This window comes from Streptomyces sp. YPW6 (assembly GCF_018866325.1).
In the GTDB taxonomy this organism is placed as follows: Bacteria; Actinomycetota; Actinomycetes; order Streptomycetales; family Streptomycetaceae; genus Streptomyces.
The window spans coordinates 1990648-2013039 of the sequence record NZ_CP076457.1 but is presented as its reverse complement, the minus strand read 5'-3'; the positions used below and the strand labels follow the sequence as shown (position 1 = coordinate 2013039).

20 protein-coding genes are annotated in these 22392 nt (G+C 72.6%); 11 read left to right on the top strand and 9 right to left on the bottom strand.

Translation table 11 applies throughout. From position 1 onward, the window contains the following. Positions 1–53 precede the first annotated feature (53 nt). Both scy and mce read right to left on the bottom strand, forming a co-directional pair. A complete protein-coding gene (gene scy, locus KME66_RS08650) occupies positions 54–3947 on the bottom strand; it encodes a polarized growth protein Scy (protein WP_216320726.1) in 3894 nt (1297 codons plus the stop codon). 201 nt (positions 3948–4148) lie between these two features. Continuing rightward, on the bottom strand, positions 4149–4577 hold the full coding sequence (gene mce / locus KME66_RS08645) for a methylmalonyl-CoA epimerase (protein ID WP_216320723.1): 429 nt from the start codon (positions 4575–4577) through the stop codon (positions 4149–4151). Positions 4578–4722: 145 nt separating this feature from the next. On the opposite strand from mce, the gene KME66_RS08640 reads away from it, so the two are divergent. Together KME66_RS08640 and meaB are read left to right on the top strand one after the other, a co-directional pair. Beyond that, on the top strand, positions 4723–5928 hold the full coding sequence (locus KME66_RS08640) for an acetyl-CoA C-acetyltransferase (protein ID WP_216320720.1): 1206 nt from the start codon (positions 4723–4725) through the stop codon (positions 5926–5928). Positions 5929–5964: 36 nt separating this feature from the next. After that, a complete protein-coding gene (gene meaB, locus KME66_RS08635) occupies positions 5965–6933 on the top strand; it encodes a methylmalonyl Co-A mutase-associated GTPase MeaB (RefSeq protein WP_178378890.1) in 969 nt (322 codons plus the stop codon). An 87-nt stretch (positions 6934–7020) separates the two neighbouring features. Here meaB and KME66_RS08630 read toward each other — a convergent pair whose 3' ends face one another. Next, positions 7021–7686, bottom strand: a complete 666-nt coding sequence (locus KME66_RS08630) for a PepSY domain-containing protein (RefSeq protein ID WP_216320717.1) — start codon at positions 7684–7686, stop codon at positions 7021–7023. 119 nt (positions 7687–7805) lie between these two features. Between KME66_RS08630 and KME66_RS08625 the strand changes: the two genes are divergently transcribed. Both KME66_RS08625 and KME66_RS08620 read left to right on the top strand, forming a co-directional pair. Beyond that, positions 7806–8468, top strand: coding sequence for a response regulator transcription factor (locus KME66_RS08625; RefSeq protein ID WP_073214396.1), 663 nt, complete (start codon positions 7806–7808; stop codon positions 8466–8468). Beyond that, positions 8465–9925 carry a sensor histidine kinase gene (locus KME66_RS08620; protein ID WP_216320701.1) on the top strand — a complete coding sequence of 487 codons (1461 nt, stop codon included), beginning with the start codon at positions 8465–8467 and terminating at the stop codon, positions 9923–9925. Before KME66_RS08625 ends, KME66_RS08620 begins: the two co-directional genes overlap by 4 nt. 57 nt (positions 9926–9982) lie before the next feature. Here KME66_RS08620 and KME66_RS08615 read toward each other — a convergent pair whose 3' ends face one another. The 4 genes from KME66_RS08615 to KME66_RS08600 form a co-directional block, all read right to left on the bottom strand. Further along, positions 9983–10459 carry a MarR family transcriptional regulator gene (locus tag KME66_RS08615; RefSeq protein ID WP_073214391.1) on the bottom strand — a complete coding sequence of 159 codons (477 nt, stop codon included), beginning with the start codon at positions 10457–10459 and terminating at the stop codon, positions 9983–9985. 114 nt (positions 10460–10573) lie between these two features. Continuing rightward, entirely contained in the window at positions 10574–11338 is a 765-nt protein-coding gene (locus KME66_RS08610; RefSeq protein WP_073214389.1) for an AIM24 family protein, read from the bottom strand. Positions 11339–11410: 72 nt separating this feature from the next. Then, positions 11411–12061 carry an AIM24 family protein gene (locus KME66_RS08605; protein WP_073214385.1) on the bottom strand — a complete coding sequence of 217 codons (651 nt, stop codon included), beginning with the start codon at positions 12059–12061 and terminating at the stop codon, positions 11411–11413. Next, positions 12061–12693, bottom strand: a complete 633-nt coding sequence (locus tag KME66_RS08600; protein ID WP_073215539.1) for an AIM24 family protein — start codon at positions 12691–12693, stop codon at positions 12061–12063. Before KME66_RS08600 ends, KME66_RS08605 begins: the two co-directional genes overlap by 1 nt. A 254-nt stretch (positions 12694–12947) precedes the next feature. On the opposite strand from KME66_RS08600, the gene KME66_RS08595 reads away from it, so the two are divergent. The 4 genes from KME66_RS08595 (at position 12948) to KME66_RS08580 (ending at position 17539) form a co-directional block, all read left to right on the top strand. Then, the gene (locus KME66_RS08595) at positions 12948–13298 is read left to right on the top strand and encodes a DUF3817 domain-containing protein (protein WP_216320698.1); all 351 of its coding nucleotides are present in this window, start codon (positions 12948–12950) and stop codon (positions 13296–13298) included. Next, positions 13295–13591, top strand: a complete 297-nt coding sequence (locus tag KME66_RS08590; protein WP_216320695.1) for an MTH1187 family thiamine-binding protein — start codon at positions 13295–13297, stop codon at positions 13589–13591. The genes KME66_RS08595 and KME66_RS08590 overlap by 4 nt, the downstream gene beginning before the upstream one ends. Before the next feature lie 180 nt (positions 13592–13771). Then, a complete protein-coding gene (locus tag KME66_RS08585; RefSeq protein WP_216329161.1) occupies positions 13772–15580 on the top strand; it encodes a glycosyltransferase family 2 protein in 1809 nt (602 codons plus the stop codon). 3 nt (positions 15581–15583) lie between these two features. Continuing rightward, positions 15584–17539: a galactose oxidase-like domain-containing protein gene (locus KME66_RS08580; protein WP_073214376.1), complete on the top strand. Its 1956-nt coding sequence runs from the start codon at positions 15584–15586 to the stop codon at positions 17537–17539. A 24-nt stretch (positions 17540–17563) separates the two neighbouring features. On the opposite strand, the gene KME66_RS08575 is transcribed toward KME66_RS08580, so the two are convergent. Further along, on the bottom strand, positions 17564–18613 hold the full coding sequence (locus KME66_RS08575) for a glycoside hydrolase family 6 protein (RefSeq protein ID WP_073214373.1): 1050 nt from the start codon (positions 18611–18613) through the stop codon (positions 17564–17566). Between the two features lie 150 nt (positions 18614–18763). Beyond that, positions 18764–19744 (bottom strand): DUF5937 family protein, encoded by a 981-nt coding sequence (locus KME66_RS08570; RefSeq protein ID WP_216320692.1) that lies wholly within the window; start codon positions 19742–19744, stop codon positions 18764–18766. A gap of 81 nt (positions 19745–19825) precedes the next feature. On the opposite strand from KME66_RS08570, the gene KME66_RS08565 reads away from it, so the two are divergent. From KME66_RS08565 to KME66_RS08555, 3 genes are all read left to right on the top strand, one after another. After that, positions 19826–21388 (top strand): MFS transporter, encoded by a 1563-nt coding sequence (locus tag KME66_RS08565; RefSeq protein ID WP_216320689.1) that lies wholly within the window; start codon positions 19826–19828, stop codon positions 21386–21388. 10 nt (positions 21389–21398) lie between these two features. Further along, a complete protein-coding gene (locus KME66_RS08560; protein ID WP_069736989.1) occupies positions 21399–21908 on the top strand; it encodes a MarR family winged helix-turn-helix transcriptional regulator in 510 nt (169 codons plus the stop codon). 85 nt (positions 21909–21993) lie between these two features. Then, the gene (locus KME66_RS08555; RefSeq protein ID WP_029182238.1) at positions 21994–22320 is read left to right on the top strand and encodes a DUF3817 domain-containing protein; all 327 of its coding nucleotides are present in this window, start codon (positions 21994–21996) and stop codon (positions 22318–22320) included. The last annotated feature ends 72 nt before the right edge of the window (positions 22321–22392 follow it).

Below are 22392 nucleotides of genomic sequence, written 5' to 3'. Positions count from 1 at the left end.
TGCCACTCGAAGGATTGAATGTCCATGACGAAGCGCGGCGCACCGCGGTCCGGTCACCGTTCGGACGACTTGCCCCCCGACCGTGTGCCGGCCCCTGCCGGAGCCTTGGCGCCTCCCGCGGAGCCGCCGGCCGGCTTCCCGCCTCCGCCCGGGGTCTCGAAAGACTCCAACGCTTCCAGCACGTCCTGGACACGGGAGATCTCCGCATTGATGTCCTCGCGCCTGCGCACCAGGACGTCCAGCTCGCGCTTGCCCTCGTCGACCGTCGCCTCGGCCTCGGCCTTGGCGTCGGCCCGCAGCTTCTCCGCCTCGCGGATCAGCCCGGCCTTCTTGGTCTCGGCCTCCTTCAGCAGCGACTCGGCCCGTTTCACCGCGGCGATACGGACCTTGCTCGCCTCCGCATTGGCCTCCGCCAGCAGTTCCTTGGCCTTCGCCTCGGCCTCGTCGCGCTGTTCGGTCGCCGCCTTCATCAGGTTGTCGACGCGCTCCCCCGCGGTCTTCATCTGCTCGGACGTCTCCCGGCGGGCCCGCTCGTGCAGCTCCTCGATCTCGCTCTCCAGCCGGGCCCGCAGCTCCTCGGCCCGCTCCCGGATCTGCGTCGCGTCCCGCCGGGCGCCGACCAGCAGTTCGTCCGCGTCGGTCCGGGCGCGCTCCACCAGGGTGTTGCCCTCGACGGTGGCCTCCGAGGTGATCCGCTGGGCCTCCTTGCGGGCCGCGCCCACCATCGTGTCGGACTGCGTCTCCGCCTCGGTGGCCGTACGCAGCGCCTCTTCCCGCGCCTTGTTGATGAGCTGGTCCGCCTGCTCGGCCGCGTCCGCCCGGCGCTTGGCCGCCGCCTCGCGCGCCTCGTCCAGCACCCGGTCCGCCTCCTGGCGGGCCGAGGCGCGCACCTCCTCCGCCGCCGACTCCGCCTCGTCGCGCAGCCGTTCGGCCTCCTCGTGGGTGCGGGCCGCGTGCTCCTGCGCGGAGCCGAGCCGCTCGGCCGCCTCCGTGCGCAGCCGCTCGGACTCGGCGGTCGCCTCGGCCAGCATCCGGTCCGCCTTCTCGGTGGACTCGCTGCGGCGCCGGTTGGCCTCCGTGGTGGCCTCGACGACCAGCTGCTCGGAGGACTGGGCGGCCTCCTCGCGGACGCGTTCGCTCTCGGTGGTCGCCTCGCCGATCAGCCGGTCCGCCTGGGCCGCCGCCTCGGAACGGATCCGGTTGGCGTCCTGCCGGGCCTCGGCGCGGGCGCGTGAGGCGTCCTGCTCCGCCGACGCCAGGGCGTCCGACGCCTCGGTGCGCATCCGCTGGCTGTACTCGGAGGCGTCCGTGCGCAGCCGCTCCGACTCGGTGATCGCCTCCGAGACCGTCCGCTCGGCGAGGGCCTTCGCCGCCTCGGTCTCCTCGTCCGCCTCCTGCCGGAGCCGGTCCGACTCCTCCTTCGCCTCCCGGCGCAGCCGGACCGCGTCCTCCGAGGCCCGGTCCCGCTCCGCGTGCGCGTCGGAGCGGACCCGGTCCGCCTCCTCCTGCGCCTCGGTGCGGGTGCGCTCCGCGGCGTGCTCCGCGGCGAGACGCAGGCCGGTGATCTCCTCCTCGGCCTGCTCGTGGAGACCCGAGACGGAGTCCCGTACCTGCTGGGCGGTCTGCTCGGCCGCCGAGACCAGCTCGGTCGCCCGGGCGTCCCCCTCCTCGACCAGCCGGCGCGCCTCGGCCTCCGCCTCCTCGACCCGCTTGCGGGCGGAGGCGAGCAGCTCCTCGCTCTGCTCGCGGGCCCGCTCCCGCTCCTGCTCCGCCTCGGTCCGGGCGGCGTCGAGGGTCTCCTCGGCCTCCCGGCGGCGGCGCGTCGCCTCCTCCTGCGCGGCGGCCAGCGCCTCGGCCGCCTCGGCCCCGACCCGCTCGGCGGCGGACGCGGCCTCCGCGCGCACCCGGTCGGCGCTCTCCTGCGCCTCGGACCTGAGCCGCTCGGCCTCCGCCGCCGCCTCGCTCCGCATCCGCACGGCGACGTTCTCGCCCTCGGCCCGGGACTGGGCGGCCTCCGCCGCGGCCTCGTCCCGAAGCCGCTCGGCCTCGGTCTCGGCCTGCTCGGTCAGCGTCCGCAGCCGCTCCGCCGCTTCCGCGCGCAGCCGCTCCGACTCCTCGTTCGTCTCGCGGCGGATCCGCTCGGCCTCGGCACGGGCCTCGCCCAGCGCCTCCTCGGCGGCCGCGAGCTTGGACTCGGCCTCCGCGTGCAGCCGGGCCAGCTCGTCGGCGGCCTCGGTCTGCCGGGCGGCGAGGGCCCGCTCGGTCTCCTCGCGCAGCTCGGCCGCGGCCGCCTCCGCCGCGGCCGTGACGGCCGCCGCCTGCTCCTCGGCCTCGGCCCGCAGCGCGTCGGCCTCGGTGCGGGTGCGCTCCAGCGTCTCCTCGGCCTGCTTGCGCAGGGCCGCGGCCCGCTCGGAGGCCTCGCCCCGGATGCGTTCGCTCTCGCCGTTCGCCTTGGTGCGGACCTCGTCGGCGTCGGAGCGCGCCTTGGTCAGCAGCTCCTCCGCGGTGCGGGCGCCCTCCTCCAGCTGCTGGACCGCCTCGCGGCGGGCCTCGCCCCGGATGCGCTCGCCCTCGGCGACGGCCTCGGAGCGCAGCTGCTCGGCCTCGCCGCGCAGCCGGCGGGCCTCCTCCTGGAGCTCGACCGTCCTGGCCCGGTACTCCTTGGTGTCGTCCTTCGCCGCGCCCTTCAGCTCGTCGGCCTGCTCGGCCGCCTCGCCGCGCAGCCGGTCCGCCTCGGCCTCCGCCTCACGGCGGATGCGCTCGGCCTCCTCGCGCGCCGCCTTCGTCGTCGACTGCGCGTCCTCGGAGGCCTTGGTGAGCACCTCCTCGGCGCTCCGGGCCGCCTTCGCCAGCTGGGCGGCGGCATCCTCGGCGGCTGCCGTACTGGCCTTCTCCGCCGCTTCGGCGACCAGCCGCTCCGCCTCGGCGCGGGCATCGGTGAGAGCCTGCTCGGCCTCCTCCTTGAGGGTGTCGGCGCTCTTGGTCGCCTCACCCACGAGCCGCGCGATCTCCGACTTGGCCGTACGGGTGCGCTGTTCGTTCTGTGACTCGGCGGCCGCCAGCTGCTTGGCGGCGGCCTCCTTCGCCTCGGCGAGGACCTTCTCCGCCTCCAGGCGGGACTCGCGCAGCCGGGTCTCCGCCTCCGCGAGACGCTGCTCGGCGGTGCGGTTCAGCTCGGCGGTCTGCTGACGGGCCTGTTCGGTCTCGGCGGTGGTGCTGGAGCGCAGTTGCTCCGCGTGGCTGGTCGCCTCCTGCGCCTGGGCGGAGGCGGCCCCGAGCATCCGTTCGGCGTCCTTGCGGGCGCGCAGCAGGATCGCTTCCGCTTCGGCGCGGGCGGTCTCGGCCTCCGAGCCGGTCCGCCGCCGGGTCTCCTCCGCCAGCCGGGCGGCCTCGTCACGGGCGGCGGCCAGTGCCTGCTCGGCCTCGGCGCGGGACTCCTCCAGCAGCCGGCGGGCCTGCGACTCGGTGCGGGCCCGCAGCTGTTCGGCCCAGGCGACGTTCTCGTTGACGTGCGACTCGACGGTCTGGCGGCGCTCCGCCAGCTCCTGGTCGAGCCGCTGCCTGCGCTGGACGGCCTCGGTGTGCAACTCGGCCTGGAGACGCGCCTGGTGCTCGGCGTGCTCCTGCAGGATCCGCTGCGTCTGGGCGCGGGCCTCGCGCAGCTCCCGCTCGGCGTCGCCGCGCATCTGCTCGGCCTGGGCCTGGGCGTTCCGCAGCATCTGCTCGGCCTGGTAGCCGATGTCCGCGCTGTCGTAGGCGGGACGGGTGGCGAGATTGCGCCGGGCCTCGTGCAGCTTGGCACGCAAGACCTCGACCTGGTAGCCGAGGTCCTCGGCGTGCTGGACGGCCTTCTCCCGGTCGGTCTTCAGCCGGTCCATCTCGGCTTCGAACCGCGAGAGATGGTCGTCTTCAGCTCGGTGGCTCTCCTGGCGTTCGTAGCCCCGCACTGCGCGGTCCCATCCTTCCCCGAGCTCTCAACTTCTCCGAGCAGGGGAGACCCCAACCCTGGTCGCGACTCTGCACACGGGGGGCTCGCCGACGAGCGGTCCCCCGGGGAATGGTGACAGAACAAACGACGAGGACGCGGTACGGCCCCGACCCGGCCCCGGCCCGGAACCGCCCACTCTACCGGGCCCGGTATGCGGGGGTCAGTGGTCCGCCCGGCTCGTGACCAGTTCGGTGAGGACGCCGTGGCAGTCCTTGGGGTGCAGGAACGTGATCCGGGAGCCCATCGACCCCGTCCTGGGCTCGTCGTACAGCACCCGGACGCCCTTCTCGCGGATGTCCGCGGCGTCCCCGTCCACATCCGCCGTACCGAAGGCGATGTGGTGCACGCCCTCCCCGTTCTTCGCCAGCCACTTGCCCACGGCGGAGTCCTCCCGGGTGGGCTCCAGCAGCTGGAGGTACGAGGCCCCGCCGTCCGAGGTCTCGTTGATCTTGAGCATGGCCTCGCGGACCCCCTGCTCCTCGTTGACCTCCGAGTGGAACACCTCGAAGCCGTACGTGGCACGGTAGAACTCGACCGTCCTGTCCAGGTCGAAACAGGCGATCCCGATGTGATCGATTCGCGTCAGCATGGATTCAGCATGGATCGGCCGTGGCGCTCCCGCCATGGTTACGCAACGTGCGCGCCGTCACACCGGCAGCCGGATGACGGGCGCGGGAGCGCTCAGTACATTCAGGTAAACCCTCGTTCACATTCGATCCCAAGGGGCCGTGCCCATGCCAGCAACGACCGGTACCACCACCTCAGTGATCGTCGCGGGCGCCCGGACGCCCATGGGCCGTCTCCTCGGCTCCCTGAAGAGCTTCTCCGCGGCCGACCTCGGCGGCGTCGCCATCAAGGCCGCCCTGGACCGGGCCGGCATCGGCGGCGACCAGGTCCAGTACGTGATCATGGGCCAGGTGCTCCAGGCGGGCGCGGGCCAGATCCCCGCCCGGCAGGCCGCGGTCAAGGCCGGCATCCCGATGAACGTCCCCGCGCTCACCGTCAACAAGGTGTGCCTCTCCGGGCTCGACGCCATCGCGCTGGCCGACCAGCTCATCCGCGCCGGGGAGTTCGACGTGGTCGTCGCGGGCGGCCAGGAGTCCATGACCAACGCCCCGCACCTGCTCCCGAAGTCCCGCGAGGGCTACAAGTACGGCGCGATCGAGATGCTGGACTCGATGGCGTACGACGGTCTCACCGACGCCTACGAGAACATCCCCATGGGTGAGTCCACCGAGAAGCACAACGGCCGCCTCGGCCTGGACCGCGCCGCCCAGGACGAGATCGGCGCGCTGTCCCACCAGCGGGCCGCCGCCGCCCGGAAGAACGGCCTGTTCGAGGCGGAGATCACCCCGGTCGAGATCCCGCAGCGCAAGGGCGATGCGGTCCTCTTCTCCCAGGACGAGGGCATCCGCCCGGAGACCACGGCCGAGTCCCTGGGCAAGCTGCGCCCCGCCTTCACCAAGGACGGCACGATCACCGCGGGCACCTCCTCGCAGATCTCCGACGGCGCCGCCGCGGTCGTCGTGATGAGCAAGGCCAGGGCCGAGGAGCTGGGCCTCGACTGGATTGCCGAGATCGGCGCCCACGGAAACGTCGCGGGCCCGGACAACTCCCTCCAGTCGCAGCCCTCCAACGCGATCCGGCACGCCCTGAAGAAGGACGGCCTGACCGTCGAGGACCTCGACCTGATCGAGATCAACGAGGCGTTCGCCGCGGTCGCCGTCCAGTCCATGAAGGACCTGGGCGTCACCTCGGACAAGGTCAACGTCAACGGCGGCGCGATCGCCCTCGGCCACCCCATCGGGATGTCCGGCGCCCGGCTCGTCCTGCACCTGGCCCTGGAGCTGAAGCGGCGCGGCGGCGGCACGGGCGCGGCGGCGCTGTGCGGCGGCGGCGGTCAGGGCGACGCGTTGATCATCCGCGTCCCGGGCAAGTAACACCGTAACGACACGAGGCGAGGCGAGAACGGAGCGGTGAACGTGGACGTGGACGTCCCCACACTGGTCGAGCAGGCGCGAGCAGGCAGGCCGCGTGCGGTGGCCCGGCTGATCTCGTTGGTGGAGGGGGCGTCCCCGCAGCTCCGTGAGGTGATGGCGGCGCTGGCCCCGCTGGCGGGCCGTGCGTACGTCGTCGGCCTGACGGGCTCGCCGGGCGTCGGCAAGTCCACCTCCACCTCGGCCCTGGTCTCGGCCTACCGCCGGGCGGGCAAGCGGGTCGGCGTGCTCGCCGTCGACCCGTCCTCGCCGTTCTCCGGCGGGGCGCTGCTGGGCGACCGGGTCCGGATGTCGGACCACGCCTCGGACCCGGGCGTCTACATCCGCTCCATGGCGACCCGGGGCCACCTCGGCGGCCTGGCCTGGGCCGCGCCGCAGGCCATCCGCGTCCTCGACGCGGCGGGCTGCGACGTGGTCCTCGTCGAGACGGTCGGCGTCGGCCAGTCCGAGGTGGAGATCGCCTCCCAGGCGGACACCTCCGTCGTGCTGCTCGCCCCGGGCATGGGCGACGGCATCCAGGCGGCGAAGGCCGGGATCCTGGAGATCGGCGACGTGTACGTGGTCAACAAGGCCGACCGCGACGGCGCCGACGCCACCGCCCGCGAGCTCAACCACATGCTGGGCCTGGGGGAGTCCCGGGGCCCCGGCGACTGGCGCCCCCCGATCGTGAAGACCGTCGCGGCCCGGGGCCAGGGCACGGACGAGGTCGTCGAGGCCCTGGAGAAGCACCGGGCGTGGATGGAGGAGCACGGCGTCCTGGCCGAGCGCCGGACGGCCCGCGCCGCCCACGAGGTCGAGTCGATCGCGGTCACCGCGCTCCGCGAGCGGATCGCCGACCTCCGCGGCGACCGCCGCCTGCACGCCCTGGCCGAACGCATCGTGGCGGGGAGCCTGGACCCGTACGCGGCGGCGGACGAACTGGTCGCGGGGCTGACCGAGGGCTCCTGAGCGCCTGAGCCCACGCAGGAGGCCCCCGGAGCGGCGTGTGCCGCCACGGGGGCCTTCCGCGCGTGCGGGGCCGTCCAGGGGCTCCCGTCAGCCGTCGTCGCCGTCGCGCTCGTCGTCCCGGTCGTCCGCTCCGTCGTCGTCGCGGTCCACGGTGACCTTGCCGGTCCGGGCGTCCACGTGCAGTTCGTGCTGCTTGCCGTCCTTGCCCGTGACATCGACGTCCCAGTGCGGGACCCCGCTCCGGCGGCCGTCGTCGTCATCGTCGTCGTCCAGGTCGATCGAGGTGACGGTGCCCGGCACGGTCTTCAGGGCCGCTGCCGCCGCCCGGTCCAGGGTGACGGCGAAGGAGCGGGGTGCGTGGCGGTCGCGGTCGTCGTTGTCGTCGTCGCGGGTCTTCAGGACCTTGCCGTCGGCGGCGTCCACCGTGACGTCGTGCCACTTCCCGCCGGAGGCGCGGACGTCCAGCTCCCAGACGGTCCGGCCGCCGTGATCGTCGTCGTCATCGTCCAGCTCGGCCTCGGTGACCGTGCCCGGGACGCTCTTCAGCGCTGCGGCGACGGCCTGGCCGAGGGAGATCCGGGCACGCTGCGCTGCGGCCGGGGCCCGGTCGTCGGCGAGGCTCACCGTGCTCGCCGGACCGGCGGGCCCGGCGCCGCGGTCCCCGTCGCTGTCCGCGAAGGCGACGGTGGCGGCGGTGGTGCCGGCGATCAGAACGGCCGCGGTGATCGCTGCGACGGTGGCGTTGCGCTTCATGAGGTTCCTCCCCGGGGACTGCTGTGCTGGTTGACGGGGGCCACACTGCCGACCCGATGCTGAACGCAGCCTGAAGCCACCTGAAGCCTTCTTCAGGTGGTGTTTGCGAGGCTGTGCGCATGCGCCTGTTGATCGTGGAGGACGAGAAGCGTCTCGCGGCGTCCCTGGCCGGGGGACTCACCGCCGAGGGCTTCGCCGTGGATGTCGTGCACGACGGCCCGGAGGGGCTGCACCGGGCGAGCGGGGGCGGCTACGACCTGGTGATCCTCGACATCATGCTGCCCGGCATGAACGGCTACCGCGTCTGCTCGAACCTGCGCGCCGCCGGACACGAGGTGCCCATCCTCATGCTCACCGCCAAGGACGGCGAGTACGACGAGGCCGAGGGACTGGACACCGGCGCCGACGACTACCTGACCAAGCCCTTCAGCTACGTCGTCCTCGTCGCCCGCGTCCGGGCCCTGCTGCGCCGGCGCGGCGCCGGGAGCGCCGCGCCCGTCCTGACGGTCGGCCCCCTGCGCATCGACACCGCCGCCCGCCGGGTCATCCGCGGTGAGGACGACATCGCCCTCACCGCGAAGGAGTTCGCCGTGCTGGAGCAACTCGCCCTGCGCGCCGGGCAGGTGGTCAGCAAGGCGGAGATCCTGGAGCACGTCTGGGACTTCGCCTACGACGGTGACCCGAACATCGTCGAGGTCTACATCTCCACCCTGCGCCGGAAGCTGGGCGCCGCCGCGATCCGTACCGTACGCGGCGCCGGCTACCGCCTGGAGGCGGCGTGAGGTCCGTCCGGGCCAGGGCCGCCCTCGGGGCCACCCTGGTCGTCGCCGTGGCGCTGACCGGGGCCGGGCTCGCCGTGCTCCTGGTCCTGCGGGCGAACCTGATCGACCAGGCCGACCTCCAGGCCGAGGTGGCGGCCCGCGAGGTGGCCGGAGCGCTGGCCACCGGCACCCCGTACGGGGAGGTGGAGCTGGACGACGAGGAGGACCACCCGGTCCAGGTGACCGACGAGGAGGGCCGGGTCGTCCTGGTCTCGCAGGATCTGCGCGCCGTCACCGGAACCGGCGCGACGGGCGTCACCCCGGTTCCCCCGGCCTCGGCGGGGGCCACCCCGCCTCCCGGCGACGAGGACGACGACGGGGACGACCGGGACGACGACCGGGACGAGGACAGCGGCCGGCCGGGCCGCGGCGAGGTCTCCTCCGACGACCCGGACTTCTCCGACGGCACCGCCACCGTCGACCGCACCACCGCCGACTACCGGTTCGCCGCCGTCGAGGCCACCACCCCCGGCGGCGTCACCCTCACCGTGCACGCGGGCGCCCCCCTCGCCGCCGAGCAGGAGGCCGTCGGCACGGTGCGCGGGGCCATGCTGACCGGGCTGCCGGTGCTGCTGGTGGTCGTCGCCGGGGTGACCTGGCTGGTGACCCGCCGGGCGTTGCGCCCGGTCGAGGGCATCCGCCGCGAGATGGCCGCCATCACCGCGTCCGAGGACCTGGCCCGCCGGGTGCCGGAGCCCGGTTCGCGGGACGAGATCGCGGCGCTGGCCCGGACGACGAACGAGACGCTCGCCGTCCTGGAGGCGTCCGTGGAGCGGCAGCGGCGGTTCGTCGCGGACGCCTCGCACGAGCTGCGCTCCCCGATCGCCTCGCTGCGCACCCAGCTGGAGGTGGCCGCGGCCCACCCGGATCTGCTGGACCTCCCGGGCGCGGTCGCCGACACCGTACGGCTCCAGGTGCTGGCGGCCGATCTGCTGCTGCTGGCCCGGCTGGACGCGGGGGAGAAGCCCGGCGGCGGGACGGTGGAGCTGGGCGCACTGGTCCGCGAGGAGGTGTCGCAGCGGACCGGGGACCGGATCGCGGTGGCGGTGGAGGTCCCGGAGGACGCCGCATTCGAGGTGGACGGGTCGCGCGGGCAGCTGGCCCGGGTGGTCGGCAATCTGCTGGACAACGCCCAGCGGCACGCCGCCGCGAGCGTCGCGGTGTCCGTGGTGGCCGAGGGGCGCGGGGTGCGGGTCGAGGTGCGGGACGACGGGGCGGGCGTCCCCGGGGCCGAGCGGGAGCGGATCTTCGAACGGTTCGTCCGGCTCGACGCCGCCCGCAGCCGGGACGACGGCGGCGCCGGCCTGGGCCTCGCGATCGCCCGGGACGTCGCCGCCCGCCACGGCGGAACGCTGACGGTGCACCGGGCGCACGAGGGCGGCGCGGCCTTCCGGCTGTGGCTGCCGCGCCCGGCCTGAGACGGCGACGCCCGAACGGGAGCCCGGACGGCCCCGGACCGGGGCGGCCCCGGGCCGCTACAGCTTGCCGCGCTTGCCGCGCAGATGGTCCGCGATGGGGGTCAGCGCCGCGTGCAGATCGGTCAGCGCCTCGGGGGACAGCAGGTCGATGAAGTGCTGCCGGACCGAGTCGACGTGGTGCGGGGCCACCTTCCGCATGGTCTCCGCGCCGTGCTCGGTGAGGACCGCGAACAGTCCGCGCCGGTCGGACTCGCAGTGCGTACGCTGCACGAGACCGGCGGTCTCCATACGGGTGATCTGGTGCGACAGCCGGCTCTTGGACTGCAGGGTGGCGGCGGCGAGGTCGCTCATCCGCATCCGCTGGTCGTCGGACTCGGAGAGGTTGACCAGGATCTCGTAGTCGTTCATGGTCAGGCCGAACGGCTGGAGGTCCTTCTCCAGCTGGTGCGTCAGCAGCCTGCTGACGTCCAGGTGGGTGCGCCAGGCGCACTGCTCCGCGTCGCTCAGCCAGTGGGTGGCCGTCTCGGTCTCCATATGTGGATTCTACCTAAGAAGTTGAAAGCCGGACGAAATTGGGGAGATCTGGGGTGATCTGTGGAGTGTGACGACCGGCGCAGACGTTCGACGTCACACTCCGCAGACTACCGCTCACAAGCCGAAGCGACGCTGGAGGTCCCCCAGCTGGCCGGGCATGCGCGGGGTGGATCCGTGGGGACCTCCGCCGCCCGGGACGCCCGGCTCGTTCGGCACGAACCCCGTCGCCTGCTCCGCCATCAGGGCCTCGGACGACTGGAGCAGCACCGTACCCGCCCCGACGAACTCGAACTGGTGCTCCTCGCCGGATGTTCCGCCGATCCCCGTCAATGACCGGATTCCGCCCATCACGCCCGTCATGTACCCGTGGTCGTAGTGGTGGCAGGGGGAGGGGCAGTCGGCCCACCCCACCAGTGCCTGGGGGTCCACCCGCAGCGGCGGCTCCATGAAGACCACCGGGCCGTTGGACGCGGCCACGAACTTCCCCGTGCCGATCAGCGTCACGAACCCCGGCACGATCGACTGCTTCAGGGCGAGCGACGGCTCGTACGCCAGCAGGTTCCCGGACCGGATCGTCAGGTTCCCGTCGTCCAGGTCGAAGGAGTTCACGTCGAAGGCCCGGTCGGCCAGCAGCATCTTCCCGCTGCCCTCGGCCACCACCCAGTCGCTCGCGTGCAGCGGCGAGTGGAAACTGGAGCGCACCAGGCGCTCGAACCGGCCGTGCCCGATCCCGTCGAAGCTGATCTGCCCGTAGTAGGCGATCATCTTGCCCTTCTGCAGGAACCACCGGCTCCCCTTGAGCTCCACGCAGAAGGTGTAGGAGTTGACGTTGTCGTCCGACGGCAGCGTCATCGGATCGAAGATCACAGGGGTGCTCACGACGTCTCCTCGATCACGGGCGTGCTCTCGATCACGGGCGTGCTCACGACTTCTCCTCGGCCGCGGGGGTCCTCACAGCTTCTCCTCCGACGCCTGGACGTACACCGCGCCGCTCCCGCTTAGCTCCAGCTGGAACGCCTCGCCGGAGCCCCGCCCCACCATGTCCCGCCAGCCGACCGCCGTGGACAGCTTGTTGCGGACCTCCCCGTGGTGGGCCACGTAGGCCTGCGGGTCCACATGGACCTCCCGCCCCGGGGTGATCGGCAGCTCGATCACCCCGCCGTGCGCCATCACCGCGACCGCGCCGTGCCCCTGGAGCGTCGTGGTGAACAGGCCCTGGCCGGTCACCTGGCCGCGCACCATGCCCATCACCCCGCCCTGCGAACCCATGAACATCGTGCCCTGCCGGAGCGTCCCGTCGAAGGCGAGGAGCCGGTCGGCCTCCACGTACAGGGTGTCGCCGGACAGGTTGATCACCTGGATGTGGTGGCCGCCGTGGCCGAACATCACCGTGCCCGACCCCTCGACCGTCATCAGCGGCGTCGCCTCGCCCGCCACCCGGCGGCCGATCATCGACGCGACGCCGCCCTGCCCGCCCTGGATGTTCGGCGTGAAGGACACCTCGCCCCGGTACGCCAGCATCGCGCCGCGCTGGCTGAACAGCGTCTGGCCCGGGGTGAGCGTGGCTTCGACCATCTTGGAGTTGATCTCGCGGAACGGCATCAGACATCGCCCCCGACGGTGTTGCGCTCGCTGGGCTGGACGTAGACCAGGCCGTCACCCTCGAAACGGATCTGGAACGCCTCGCCGGACCCCTCGCCCATCAGCGTCCGGAAGTTCACGCCCGACTGGAAGCTCTGCTGGAGCCGGCCCTGGTGGGCGATGTACGCGCCGGGGTCGACCGTCAGCGGATACTGCGGCGACACCCTCAGCAGCACCGCAGACCCGTCCGACATGATCGCCGCCTGCCCGGTGCCCTCCACCGTCGTGGTGAACAGGCCGTTGCCGCTCGCCCCGCCGCGCAGCCCGGTGAACGTGGTGCCCGTGCGCAGCCCGGCGTCGGTGGCCAGCAGGTTGCTCGCCTCCACGTACAGGGTGTCGCCGTGCAGCGAGACCAGGTTGATCTCGCTCGCCCGGTCGGCGAAGTAGCAGGTGCCCTGGCCGGACACCTCCATCACGGTCATCTGCTCGCCGGTCAGCCGGCGGGTCACCATGCCGCGCAGCCCCTCACCGCCGCCGGTCATCTTCTTGAAGCTCATCCGGCCGTCGTACGCGACCATCGAGCCGTTCTTCGCCTTGACGGCGTCGCCGGTCAGATCGACGGCGAGCGTCTTGCTGCCTTGGAGTCGGAACATCGCCACGCCCCGAAGGTAGCCCGCCCACCCGCGCCCGTACCAGGCCCCGGGGAACCGTTACGCCCCTGATGCTCCCCTGATGCACACCCGGACCGACCCTGATATGCGGTGATACGCGCAGGGGCGCCCGGCGGCGGCCCCCGGCTCCGGGAGCCCGCCCGCGCGATGCCACAATGGGGGCGGCTTGTGCTCGCGTTCACAAGCCCGTGCGGCCCTTCCCGCCCACACGACCCCCTCCCACCGAAGGTGCCCCTGTGGACATCAAGACCGCTTCCGCCCTGCACCGGCTGCGCCTCATCTCGATTCCCGAGGCGCTGTCCTTCCCCGCTCTGATCCTCTTCGGCTCGGTCCTCAGCCGGGTCTCGGACATCGACTTCCTGATGATGCCCCTCGGCATGATCCACGGCGCCCTCTTCGTGATCTACGCCGTGTTCCTGCTGGACGTCTGGGCGAAGGCGAAGTGGCCGCTGGGGCGCGTCGCCCTCTTCTTCCTGCTGTCCCTGATCCCCTTCGGCGGGCTCTACGGCGACAAGCGGCTCAAGAGCTACGAGGCCGACGGCGTCATCGCCGCCCGCGCCCGCCGCGAGGGCACGGTCAGCGCATGATCGTCGCGTTCTCGGTCTCACCGCTCGGAGTCGGCGAGGACGTCGGGGAGTACGTCGCCGACGCCGTACGGGTCGTGCGGGAATCCGGGCTCCCCAACCGCACCGACGCGATGTTCACCTCCGTCGAGGGGGAATGGGACGAGGTCATGGACGTCGTCAAGCGCGCCGTGGCCGCCGTCGAGGCCCGCGCCGGCCGTGTCTCCCTGGTCCTGAAGGCCGACATCCGGCCCGGCGTCACCGACGGACTGACCTCGAAGGTCGAGACCGTGGAGCGGTATCTCGAAGGTTCCTGACCCCCTGACGCACCGTCCGCGCGGCCCGTTCCGCGTTCACTCGAAAAGCCCCCGGCGCCACACTGCCGGGGGCTTCTCCGGTCCCGGACCGAAATCCGCTCACTCGGACCTGCCAAGTCGACACACCGTGAGACGTCCCCTTCTGTGGGGATATCAACCCGTTTGACAGTGGGAGGCACGGTGCGGTCGGAGGGCTACGACTACGACACCTACAGCCGGCTCGCGGGTCCGCTCACGGACCCGGAACCGACGGGGTACCGGGTGCGGTACAAGAGCCTGCTCTCCACGGAGAAGCACCGAATAAGAGCCGTCCTGCTGATGACGCTCGCCCCGCTGCTCACCGCGGTCCTCCTGCTGTACCTGGTCTGGCCCACCCACTGGACCGACCGGGAGAACGGGGAGCGCTGGCTGGTCGTCGCCGACACCGTGATGCTGGTGTCGATCGCCCTGATCGAGCTGTTCATGCTGGTCAACGTGGTCTCCATCGCGCACGCCACCCTCGTCGCGCGCGACCCCGTCCCGGTGACGCCCGAGCCCGGCACCCGGGTCGCCTTCCTGACCACGTACGTCCCCGGCAAGGAACCGCTCTCCATGGTCCGTGCCACCCTCAAGGGCGCCGTGGACATCGAGCACCCCGGTCCGCTCGACGTCTGGCTGCTCGACGAGGGCGACGACCCCGGGGCCCGGATGCTCTGCGCCGAGCTCGGCGTCCACCACTTCACCCGGAGCGGCGTCCCCGAGTGGAACCGCGACCGGGGGGCCCACAGGGCGAAGACCAAGCACGGCAACTACAACGCCTGGGTCGCCCTGCACGGGGGCGACTACGACTTCTTCGCCTCCGTCGACACCGACCACGTGCCCATGCCCAACTTCCTGGAACGGATGATGGGCTACTTCCGCGACCCGGACGTCGCCTTCGTCGTCGGACCGCAGGTCTACGGCAACTACGCGTCGGCCGTCACCAAGGCCGCCGAGTCGCAGCAGTTCCTCTTCCACGCCCTGATCCAGCGCGCGGGCAACCGCTACGGCGCCCCGATGTTCGTCGGCACCAACAACGTCGTGCGCATCGCCGCGCTGCGCCAGGTCGGCGGCCTGTACGACTCCATCACCGAGGACATGGCCACCGGCTTCGAGATCCACCGCCGCCGCAACCCGCGCACCGGCCGCTACTGGCGTTCCGTCTACACGCCCGACGTGCTCGCCGTGGGGGAGGGCCCCGCCTCCTGGACGGACTTCTTCACCCAGCAGCTGCGCTGGTCGAGGGGGACGTACGAGACGCTGTTCAAGCAGTACGGCAAGGCGCTCTTCCGGGTGCCGCCCGGCCGTCTCCTTAGCTACACGCTGATGCTCGTCTACTACCCGATGACCGCCGTGAACTGGCTGCTCGGCATCCTGAGCTGTGTGCTGTTCCTCTGGTTCGGCGCGTCCGGCACCCAGGTCGCCGCCTCGATCTGGCTGATGCTCTACAGCGACGCGGCCGCCCTCCAGATCGGGCTCTACCTCTGGAACCGCCGCCACAACGTCTCGCCCCACGAGCCCGAGGGATCCGGCGGCCTCGCGGGCATGGCCATGTCCGCGCTCTCCGCACCCGTCTACCTGAAGTCGCTGGGCTCGGCCGTGCTGCGCACCGACGGCCGGTTCGTCGTCACGCCCAAGGGCGGCCAGGCCTCCCCGGACCGGCTGCTCACCTTCCGCATCCACCTCTTCTGGGCCGCGGTCCTGCTGTCCTCGCTCGCCGCGTCCGTGTACCTCGACCACACCCACGCCGCGATGCGCACGTGGGCGGCGCTGGGCCTCGCGATCTCCCTCGCCCCGGTTCTCGTGTGGGCCTGGACCGTCCGGCAGGACAGGCGCGCCGAGGCCGCCCGCGCCGTCCCCGTCCTGGCGCCCGCGCCGCCCGAACCGGCGTACGTCACCACGACGACGGCCCCCACCCCGTCGGCGACCACCACGGCGAGCACCGCCACCACCACCGCAGGAGGGAACTGAGCCATGGCCTACCGGCCCTCGAAGAGGATGAAGAAGACGCTCCTGGGCGGCGGCGCGGTGGTGCTGCTCGCCGGGCTGAACGCTCCGGCGGCGCTGTCCTTCGCGCAGGACCGCTACCACGCGTACAAGATCGACCAGCCGGCGTACAAGGCCGAGTACGGCTCCTGGCAGCAGGTGGACATCCCGAAGGACTACCGCACCAACGCGATCCACGCGGCACTCCTGCACACCGGCAAGGTGCTGATCGTCGCGGGCTCCGGCAACGACCAGAAGCACTTCGACGAGGGCACCTTCGACACCGTGCTGTGGGACCCGGCCGAGAACACCTTCCAGAAGATCCCCACCCCGGAGGACTTCTTCTGCGGCGGACACGCCCAGCTTCCCGACGGCCGCCTCCTGGTCGCGGGCGGCACCGCCCGCTACGAGGTGCTCGACGACAAGGTGAAGCGGGCCGGCGGCGGGATGCGGGTCAAGAACGAGAACCCGGACAAGCCGCTGAAGCTCAAGAAGGGCACGGTCTTCCGCTCGCCGTCGGGCGTCGAGTACCGGGCCGCGTTCGACGTCACCGTCCCCAAGGCCAAGCGCGAGTTCGAGGTCGACTACTTCGAGAGCGGCCAGATGAAGCCCTGGAAGACCAAGGTGACCGCCACCGAGCAGCGGGTCTTCGTCGAGGCGGTGGACGAGGGGCCGGACGCGGTGACGACGGACGCCGCCCAGTACGAGATCGTCGGGCTGAAGGGCAAGGACGCCGACAACGCGTACGGCCTCGCCGAGAAGATCACCATGGACAAGCAGGACTTCCAGGGGATCAGGGCCGCCTACGAGTTCGACCCGACGGCGGAGAAGTACATCCGGGTCGACCCCATGAAGGAGGCCCGCTGGTATCCCACGCTCGTCGGCCTGGAGGACGGCAGGGTGCTCGCCGTCTCGGGTCTCGACGACGTCGGCGAGATCCTGCCGGGCGACAACGAGATCTACGACCCGAAGACCAAGAAGTGGTCCGAGGGCCCCTTCCAGTACTTCCCGACCTACCCGGCGCTCTTCCTCACCAAGGGCGGCAAGCTCTTCTACCCGGGCGCCAACGCCGGATACGGCCCGGCCGACAAGGGGCGCGAGCCCGGGATCTGGGATCTGAAGAAGAAGACCTTCACCAAGGTCCCCGGCCTCACCGACACCGACCAGCTGGAGACGGCGGCCTCGCTGCTGCTCCCGCCGGCACAGGACCAGAAGGTGATGGTGCTGGGCGGCGGCGGGGTCGGCGAGTCCGGGAAATCCACGGCCCGCACGGCGGTCATCGACCTCAAGCAGGACAACCCGGTCTTCGAGGCGGGCCCCGACCTGCCGCAGGGCACGCGCTACCTGAACAGCGTGATCATGCCCGACGACACCGTCTTCACCAGCGGCGGTTCGAAGGACTACCGGGGCCGCAGCGCCAGCAACATCCTCAAGGCGCAGTCCTACGACCCGAAGTCCAACACCTTCAAGGAGGCGGCCGCGCCCACGGTGGGGCGCAACTACCACTCCGAGGCGCTGCTGCTGCCCGACGGACGGGTCGTCACCTTCGGCTCCGACTCGCTCTACGACGACAAGGACAACACCAAGCTCGGCACGTTCGAGCAGCGCATGGAGGTCTACACCCCGCCCGCCCTGCACCGCGGCAAGGACAACCGCCCGGTGATCGGGAACGGCCCCGAGGACGCCGAGCTCGGCACGACCGTCACCTACGAGAGCGCCGACGCGGACCGCATCGCCACCGCGCGGCTGATGCGCCCGAGCGCCGTCACCCACACCACCGACGTGGAGCAGCGCTCCGTCGAGCTGGGGCTGGAGAAGGCCGACGGCAAGCTGAGCGTGACCCTGCCGGACGACCCCACCCTCGTGCCGCCCGGCTGGTACATGCTCTTCGTCACGGACACCGACGGCGTCCCCTCCGAGGCGAAATGGGTCAAGGTCGGCTGAGCTAAGGAGGGCCCGCCGGACGGCTCAGGAGGCGGCGCGCCTCGCCAGGCCGAGCGCGTACTCCGGCCACCAGTCGCCGGCCGGCGGGCCGCCCCGGCAGGTGCCGTCGGAGTCGCCGGGCCGCTTGATCCACAGGTAGGCGTCGAGCCGGTCGTCGCCGGTCTTCGTGGTGGGGGGCGTGCCGAGCCCCCGGCCCGGCGGATTGCACCAGGCCTCCTCGCGGCCCCCGGACAGGGGGCCCTTGCCGTTGCGGCTGGTGTCGATCACGAAGTGCGCGCCGCCCGTCGCGTCGGAGAGCTGTCGGGCGTACGTCCGCACGCCGGCGTTCGACTGGAAGTTGGAGACGTTCAGCGAGAACCCGGCGGCCCGGTCGACGCCCGCCTGCCGCAGCGGCTGCGCCATCCTGTCCGGTTCGTCGATCCAGTCCGGGTTGCCCGCGTCCAGGTAGACCCTGGTGTTCGGGAGGGCCGTGAGGGTGTCCACCGCCTCGGAGAGGAGCTGGTAGCGCTCGGCGTGGTGCTCGGGCGGGGTGCAGCCGTCCGTGATGTGGGGGAGGGCGTCGGGCTCCAGCACCACGGTCGCGGGGGCGTCCCCGACCGCGGCGGCGAACTCCCCGATCCAGGCACGGTAGGCGTCCGCGTCCTTCGCGCCGCCCGCGGAGTAGAGCCCGCAGTCGCGGTGCGGGATGTTGTACGCCACGAGGACGACGGTCTTCTTCGTCCGGGCGGCGGACCGCACGGCGGCGCGGATTCCCGGGGCCGGGTCGTCCCAGGCGGGCCAGTCCGCGACCGGCCGCTCCGAGATCCGCCGCAGGAGCTTCGCGTCCGCCTCGCGCCCCTCCTTCTCCCAGGCGCGCACCTGGCGGGCCGCGTCGCTGTTCGGGTCGACCCAGAACGGGGAGGCCGCGCTCGGGGCCGGTTCCCCGCGGGCGGGTTCGGCGCCCGCCTCGGCGGCCCCGGTGACCCGCGGCTGCGGCGTCGAGCACCCCGCGGTGACGGCGGCCGCCAGGGCGAGGGCGGCCAGGACGCGGACGGTACGGGGGAGAGCGCGCGGAACGATGCTGCGGCCGGACATCCAGACCCCTCGGGCGGCGGTGGCTCACGGACACGGGGAACACGGCCATCGTGACACGACCGTTACGGGGAGTGGTGGTGCGACACCGTCCGTGACGCCCGTGCGCAGGTGCCGTCAGGCGCCGTCCCGGAAGGGCCCGCGGGCCCTCGGTCACTCCGGGGCGGCCAGCGCGATCCCCAGCGGCGTGCGTTCGTACAGCACCTGGTGTCCGTACCGCCGTGAGGTCAGCAGCCCCGCCCCGCGCAGCACGGACAGATGGGCCGACACGGACGAGGCGGCCAGGCCCAGCCGGTGCGCCAGCGCGCTCGTTCCGGCCGGTTCGTCCAGCGCGCACAGCACGTCCGCCCGGACCCTGCCCAGCAGCCGGGCGAGGGACTGCGGCGTCCGTTCGGCCCCGCTCCACAGCCCGCCGATCCCGCGCGCCGGATAGATCAGTCCGGGCTGCCAGGGTTCCCGGTGACCGCCCACCACCTCGGGCCAGACGAAGACGCTCGGCATCAGCACCAGACCCTGGCCGCCCAGCACCTGTTCGTGATCGCCCCGCGTCCCCTCGACGGTGAGCGTCGAGCCGTTCCAGCTCAGCTGGCTGCTCACCTCGCTCAGCAGCCCCTCCAGGCCGCTGTCCCCCAGTCGGCGGGAGTGGTGGGCGATGTCCGCCTCCAGCAGGGCCCGCAGCCGGGGCCAGTACGGCTCGATCAGCACCTGCCAGGCCCGCTCCAGCAGATCGGCCAGCTCGCGCACGGCCCGCGCCGGATCGGCCAGCAGACGCCGACCCGTCGCGGAATCCCGGGCGCCGGGCCGCTCCGCCAGCGCCGACGCCATGTCCTCCCGCGCCACCTGGGGGTCGACCGCCCGGACCCCGGCGATCTCCTCGTCGAACGTGGCGAGCGGGCCGATCGGCGGCGGGCAGATGAAGTCCGGGTTGTGGCCGGCGTCCGGCATCAGCAGCCACAGCGGCTCCAGGTCGAGGGCCGCGGCCGCCTCCCGGATCCGGCGGAGCCACGGGAGGTGGTAGCCGTGGCGGTACGGGCGGGAGAGGGTGCGCACCGCCTCCTGCGTCTCGAACAGAGGCGACAGGGCGAACCGGCAGCGCAGCAGATCGCTCTCGCCGAAGTGCAGCTGGAACGGCACGCCTCTCCCTCCGCCGGGCTCAACATTCGTGCTGAGCCGAAAGTCTACGGTGGCGGGGCGCCCCGGCCCGAGGCTCGTCCCATGCCGACCGACAGCCCCGCCCCGGCGGATTCACCCCGTACCCCGTCCGCCCCGGCGGCGCAGGCCCCGGCTCCGTTCCCGGAGCGTGCCCCCCTCCCCGACCCGGGCCCCGGGCCCACGCTCCGGGACCCCGGCGCCCCGGCCGCCGTCGCACGGCCACCGGTGCCGCCACAGCCGCAGCCACACGCGCCGGCACTGCTACCGGCACCGGCACCGGCACCGGCACCGGCTGCGGCACCCGGCCCCGGCACCCCGGCTCCCGGCCCCGGCACCCCGGCTCCCGGCCCCGGCACCCCGGCTCCCCTCACCCGGCGCGGCTACCGCGCGGTCTTCGCCGTGGCCGAGTTCCGGGCCGTCTTCGCCGCGCATCTGCTCTCGCTGCTCGGTGTCGTCGTCAGCGAGCTCGCGCTCACCGTCCTCGTCTACGACCTCACCGGCTCCCCGCTGCTCAGCGCGCTGACGTTCGCGCTGGGGCTGCTCCCGTACATCGTCGGCGGCACCCTCCTCGCCGGGGTCGCCGACCGCTACCCGGCCCGCCGCGTCCTGGTCGTCTGCGACCTGCTCTGCGCGGTCTGCGTCGCCGTGATGCTCGTGCCCGCCACCCCGGTCGCCGGGCTCCTCGCGCTGCGCTGTCTGGTCGCCGCGATCGCGCCCGTCTTCACCGGGACCCGGATGGCGGCGCTCACCGACATCCTGGGCGAGGGCGACCTCTACGTCCTGGGCCGCTCCCTCCTGCGGATCGTCTCGCAGAGCGCGATGCTGATCGGCTTCGGCGCCGGGGGGCTGCTGCTCACCGTGCTGTCCCCGCGCGGGGCGATCACCGTCACCGTCGCCACCTTCCTCTGCTCGGCCGCGCTCCTGCGCTTCGGCACCCGCGACCGCCCCGCCCGCGCCACCCGGGGGGACGGCGGCGGGACCCTCCTCGCGGAGTCGCTCTCGGGCGCCCGCCTGATCCTGGGCGACCGCCGTGTCCGCGCCCTGATGCTGCTGTTCTGGGTGCCGCCGACGTTCGTCGTGGCCCCGGAGGCGCTCGCCGCCCCCTACGCCGACGCGATCGGGGCCCCGCCCGCCGCGCTCGGCCTGCTGCTCTGCGCCATGGCCGTCGGGCACATCGGGGCCGAACTGTTCGTGGGGTCCGCGCTCAGCCCCCGTGACCGCTCCCGGATCGTCCTGCCGGTCGCCGCAGCCGGCCTGCTGCCCCTGCTCGTGTACGCGGTCCGGCCGGGGCTGCCGCTCGCCCTGGCCGCCCTCGCGCTGGCCGGGGCGGGAGCGGCGTACGTCATCGGGCTCGACCAGTGGTTCGTCGACGCCGTGCCCCGGGAACTGCGCGGCCGGGCCATGACCCTGCTCACCGCCGGGCTGATGACCGTCCAGGGGCTCGGGATGGCGCTGGCGGGGCTCGCGGCCGAGTTCTTCCCGGTGCACCAGGTGGTCGCCGGATCCGGAATCGTCGGTACCGTCTGCACGCTGCTGCTCGTCGCCGAAGCCCGCCGGACGGACCCCCGGCGGAGGTCGTGTACCGAAGGACGAGACGGGGCTGACCGGCATGTGACCAGTCGGTAAGGTCGATGCCGTGCCGAAGCCGCTCAGCCTTCCCTTCGATCCCATCGCCCGCGCCGACGAGCTCTGGCAGCAGCGCTGGGGACCCGTGCCCTCGATGGGGGCGATCACCTCGATCATGCGGGCCCAGCAGATCCTGCTCGCCGAGGTCGACGCCGTCGTCAAGCCGTACGGGCTGACCTTCGCCCGGTACGAGGCGCTGGTGCTGCTCACCTTCTCCAAGGCCGGGGAGCTGCCGATGTCCAAGATCGGCGAGCGGCTGATGGTGCACCCCACCTCGGTCACCAACACCGTGGACCGGCTGGTGAGGTCCGGTCTGGTCGACAAGCGGCCCAACCCCAACGACGGCCGCGGCACCCTCGCCTCCATCACGGACAAGGGCCGCGACGTCGTCGAGGCGGCCACCCGGGACCTGGTCGCGGTCGACTTCGGGCTCGGGGTCTACGACTCCGAGGAGTGCGCCGAGATCTTCGCCATGCTGCGCCCGCTGCGGGTGGCCGCCAAGGACTTCGAGGAGAAGTAGCGCGGGTTTCACCGCGCGGGGGAGGCGTTTCCGGCCGGAGGGGGTGCGCGAAGATCGCCCCGGACGCCCGGTTACGCTCGATGCCATGAAACAGAACGTGCTCACCCGCTACCGGGTGATGGCCTACGTCACCGCCATCTGGCTGCTCGTCTTCACCGTGGCGATCATCGCGAAGTACGGCTTCGAGACCGGCGACACCATGCTGATCTCCCAGATCCACGGCGTGCTGTTCATCGTCTACGTCGTCTTCGCGTTCGATCTCGGATCCAAGGCGAAGTGGCCGTTCGGCAAGCTCCTGTGGGTGCTGGCCGCCGGCTGCATCCCCTTCGCCTCCTTCTTCGTCGAACCGAAGGTCAGCCGCGAGGCCCGCGCCCTGGTCACCGACCCGGCCCCGGCCCCCGCGAAGGTCTGACCCGGCGCCTGCGGCGTCACCCGGACCGCCCCGCGCGCAAAGCGCCGGGCGGTTTGCCATCGACATTTACTA

Excerpts from the sequence above, each read along its gene's own strand:
- mce (WP_216320723.1), bottom strand. The coding sequence starts at position 4,577 with ATGCTGACGCGAATCGATCACATCGGGATCGCCTGTTTCGACCTGGAC.
- KME66_RS08605 (WP_073214385.1), bottom strand. The coding sequence starts at position 12,061 with ATGCCGTTCCGCGAGATCAACTCCAAGATGGTCGAAGCCACGCTCACC.
- KME66_RS08630 (WP_216320717.1), bottom strand. The coding sequence starts at position 7,686 with ATGAAGCGCAACGCCACCGTCGCAGCGATCACCGCGGCCGTTCTGATC.
- KME66_RS08640 (WP_216320720.1), top strand. The coding sequence starts at position 4,723 with ATGCCAGCAACGACCGGTACCACCACCTCAGTGATCGTCGCGGGCGCC.
- KME66_RS08600 (WP_073215539.1), bottom strand. The coding sequence starts at position 12,693 with ATGTTCCGACTCCAAGGCAGCAAGACGCTCGCCGTCGATCTGACCGGC.
- KME66_RS08590 (WP_216320695.1), top strand. The coding sequence starts at position 13,295 with ATGATCGTCGCGTTCTCGGTCTCACCGCTCGGAGTCGGCGAGGACGTC.
- KME66_RS08565 (WP_216320689.1), top strand. The coding sequence starts at position 19,826 with ATGCCGACCGACAGCCCCGCCCCGGCGGATTCACCCCGTACCCCGTCC.
- KME66_RS08555 (WP_029182238.1), top strand. The coding sequence starts at position 21,994 with ATGAAACAGAACGTGCTCACCCGCTACCGGGTGATGGCCTACGTCACC.
- KME66_RS08625 (WP_073214396.1), top strand. The coding sequence starts at position 7,806 with ATGCGCCTGTTGATCGTGGAGGACGAGAAGCGTCTCGCGGCGTCCCTG.
- KME66_RS08580 (WP_073214376.1), top strand. The coding sequence starts at position 15,584 with ATGGCCTACCGGCCCTCGAAGAGGATGAAGAAGACGCTCCTGGGCGGC.
- KME66_RS08615 (WP_073214391.1), bottom strand. The coding sequence starts at position 10,459 with ATGGAGACCGAGACGGCCACCCACTGGCTGAGCGACGCGGAGCAGTGC.
- KME66_RS08575 (WP_073214373.1), bottom strand. The coding sequence starts at position 18,613 with ATGTCCGGCCGCAGCATCGTTCCGCGCGCTCTCCCCCGTACCGTCCGC.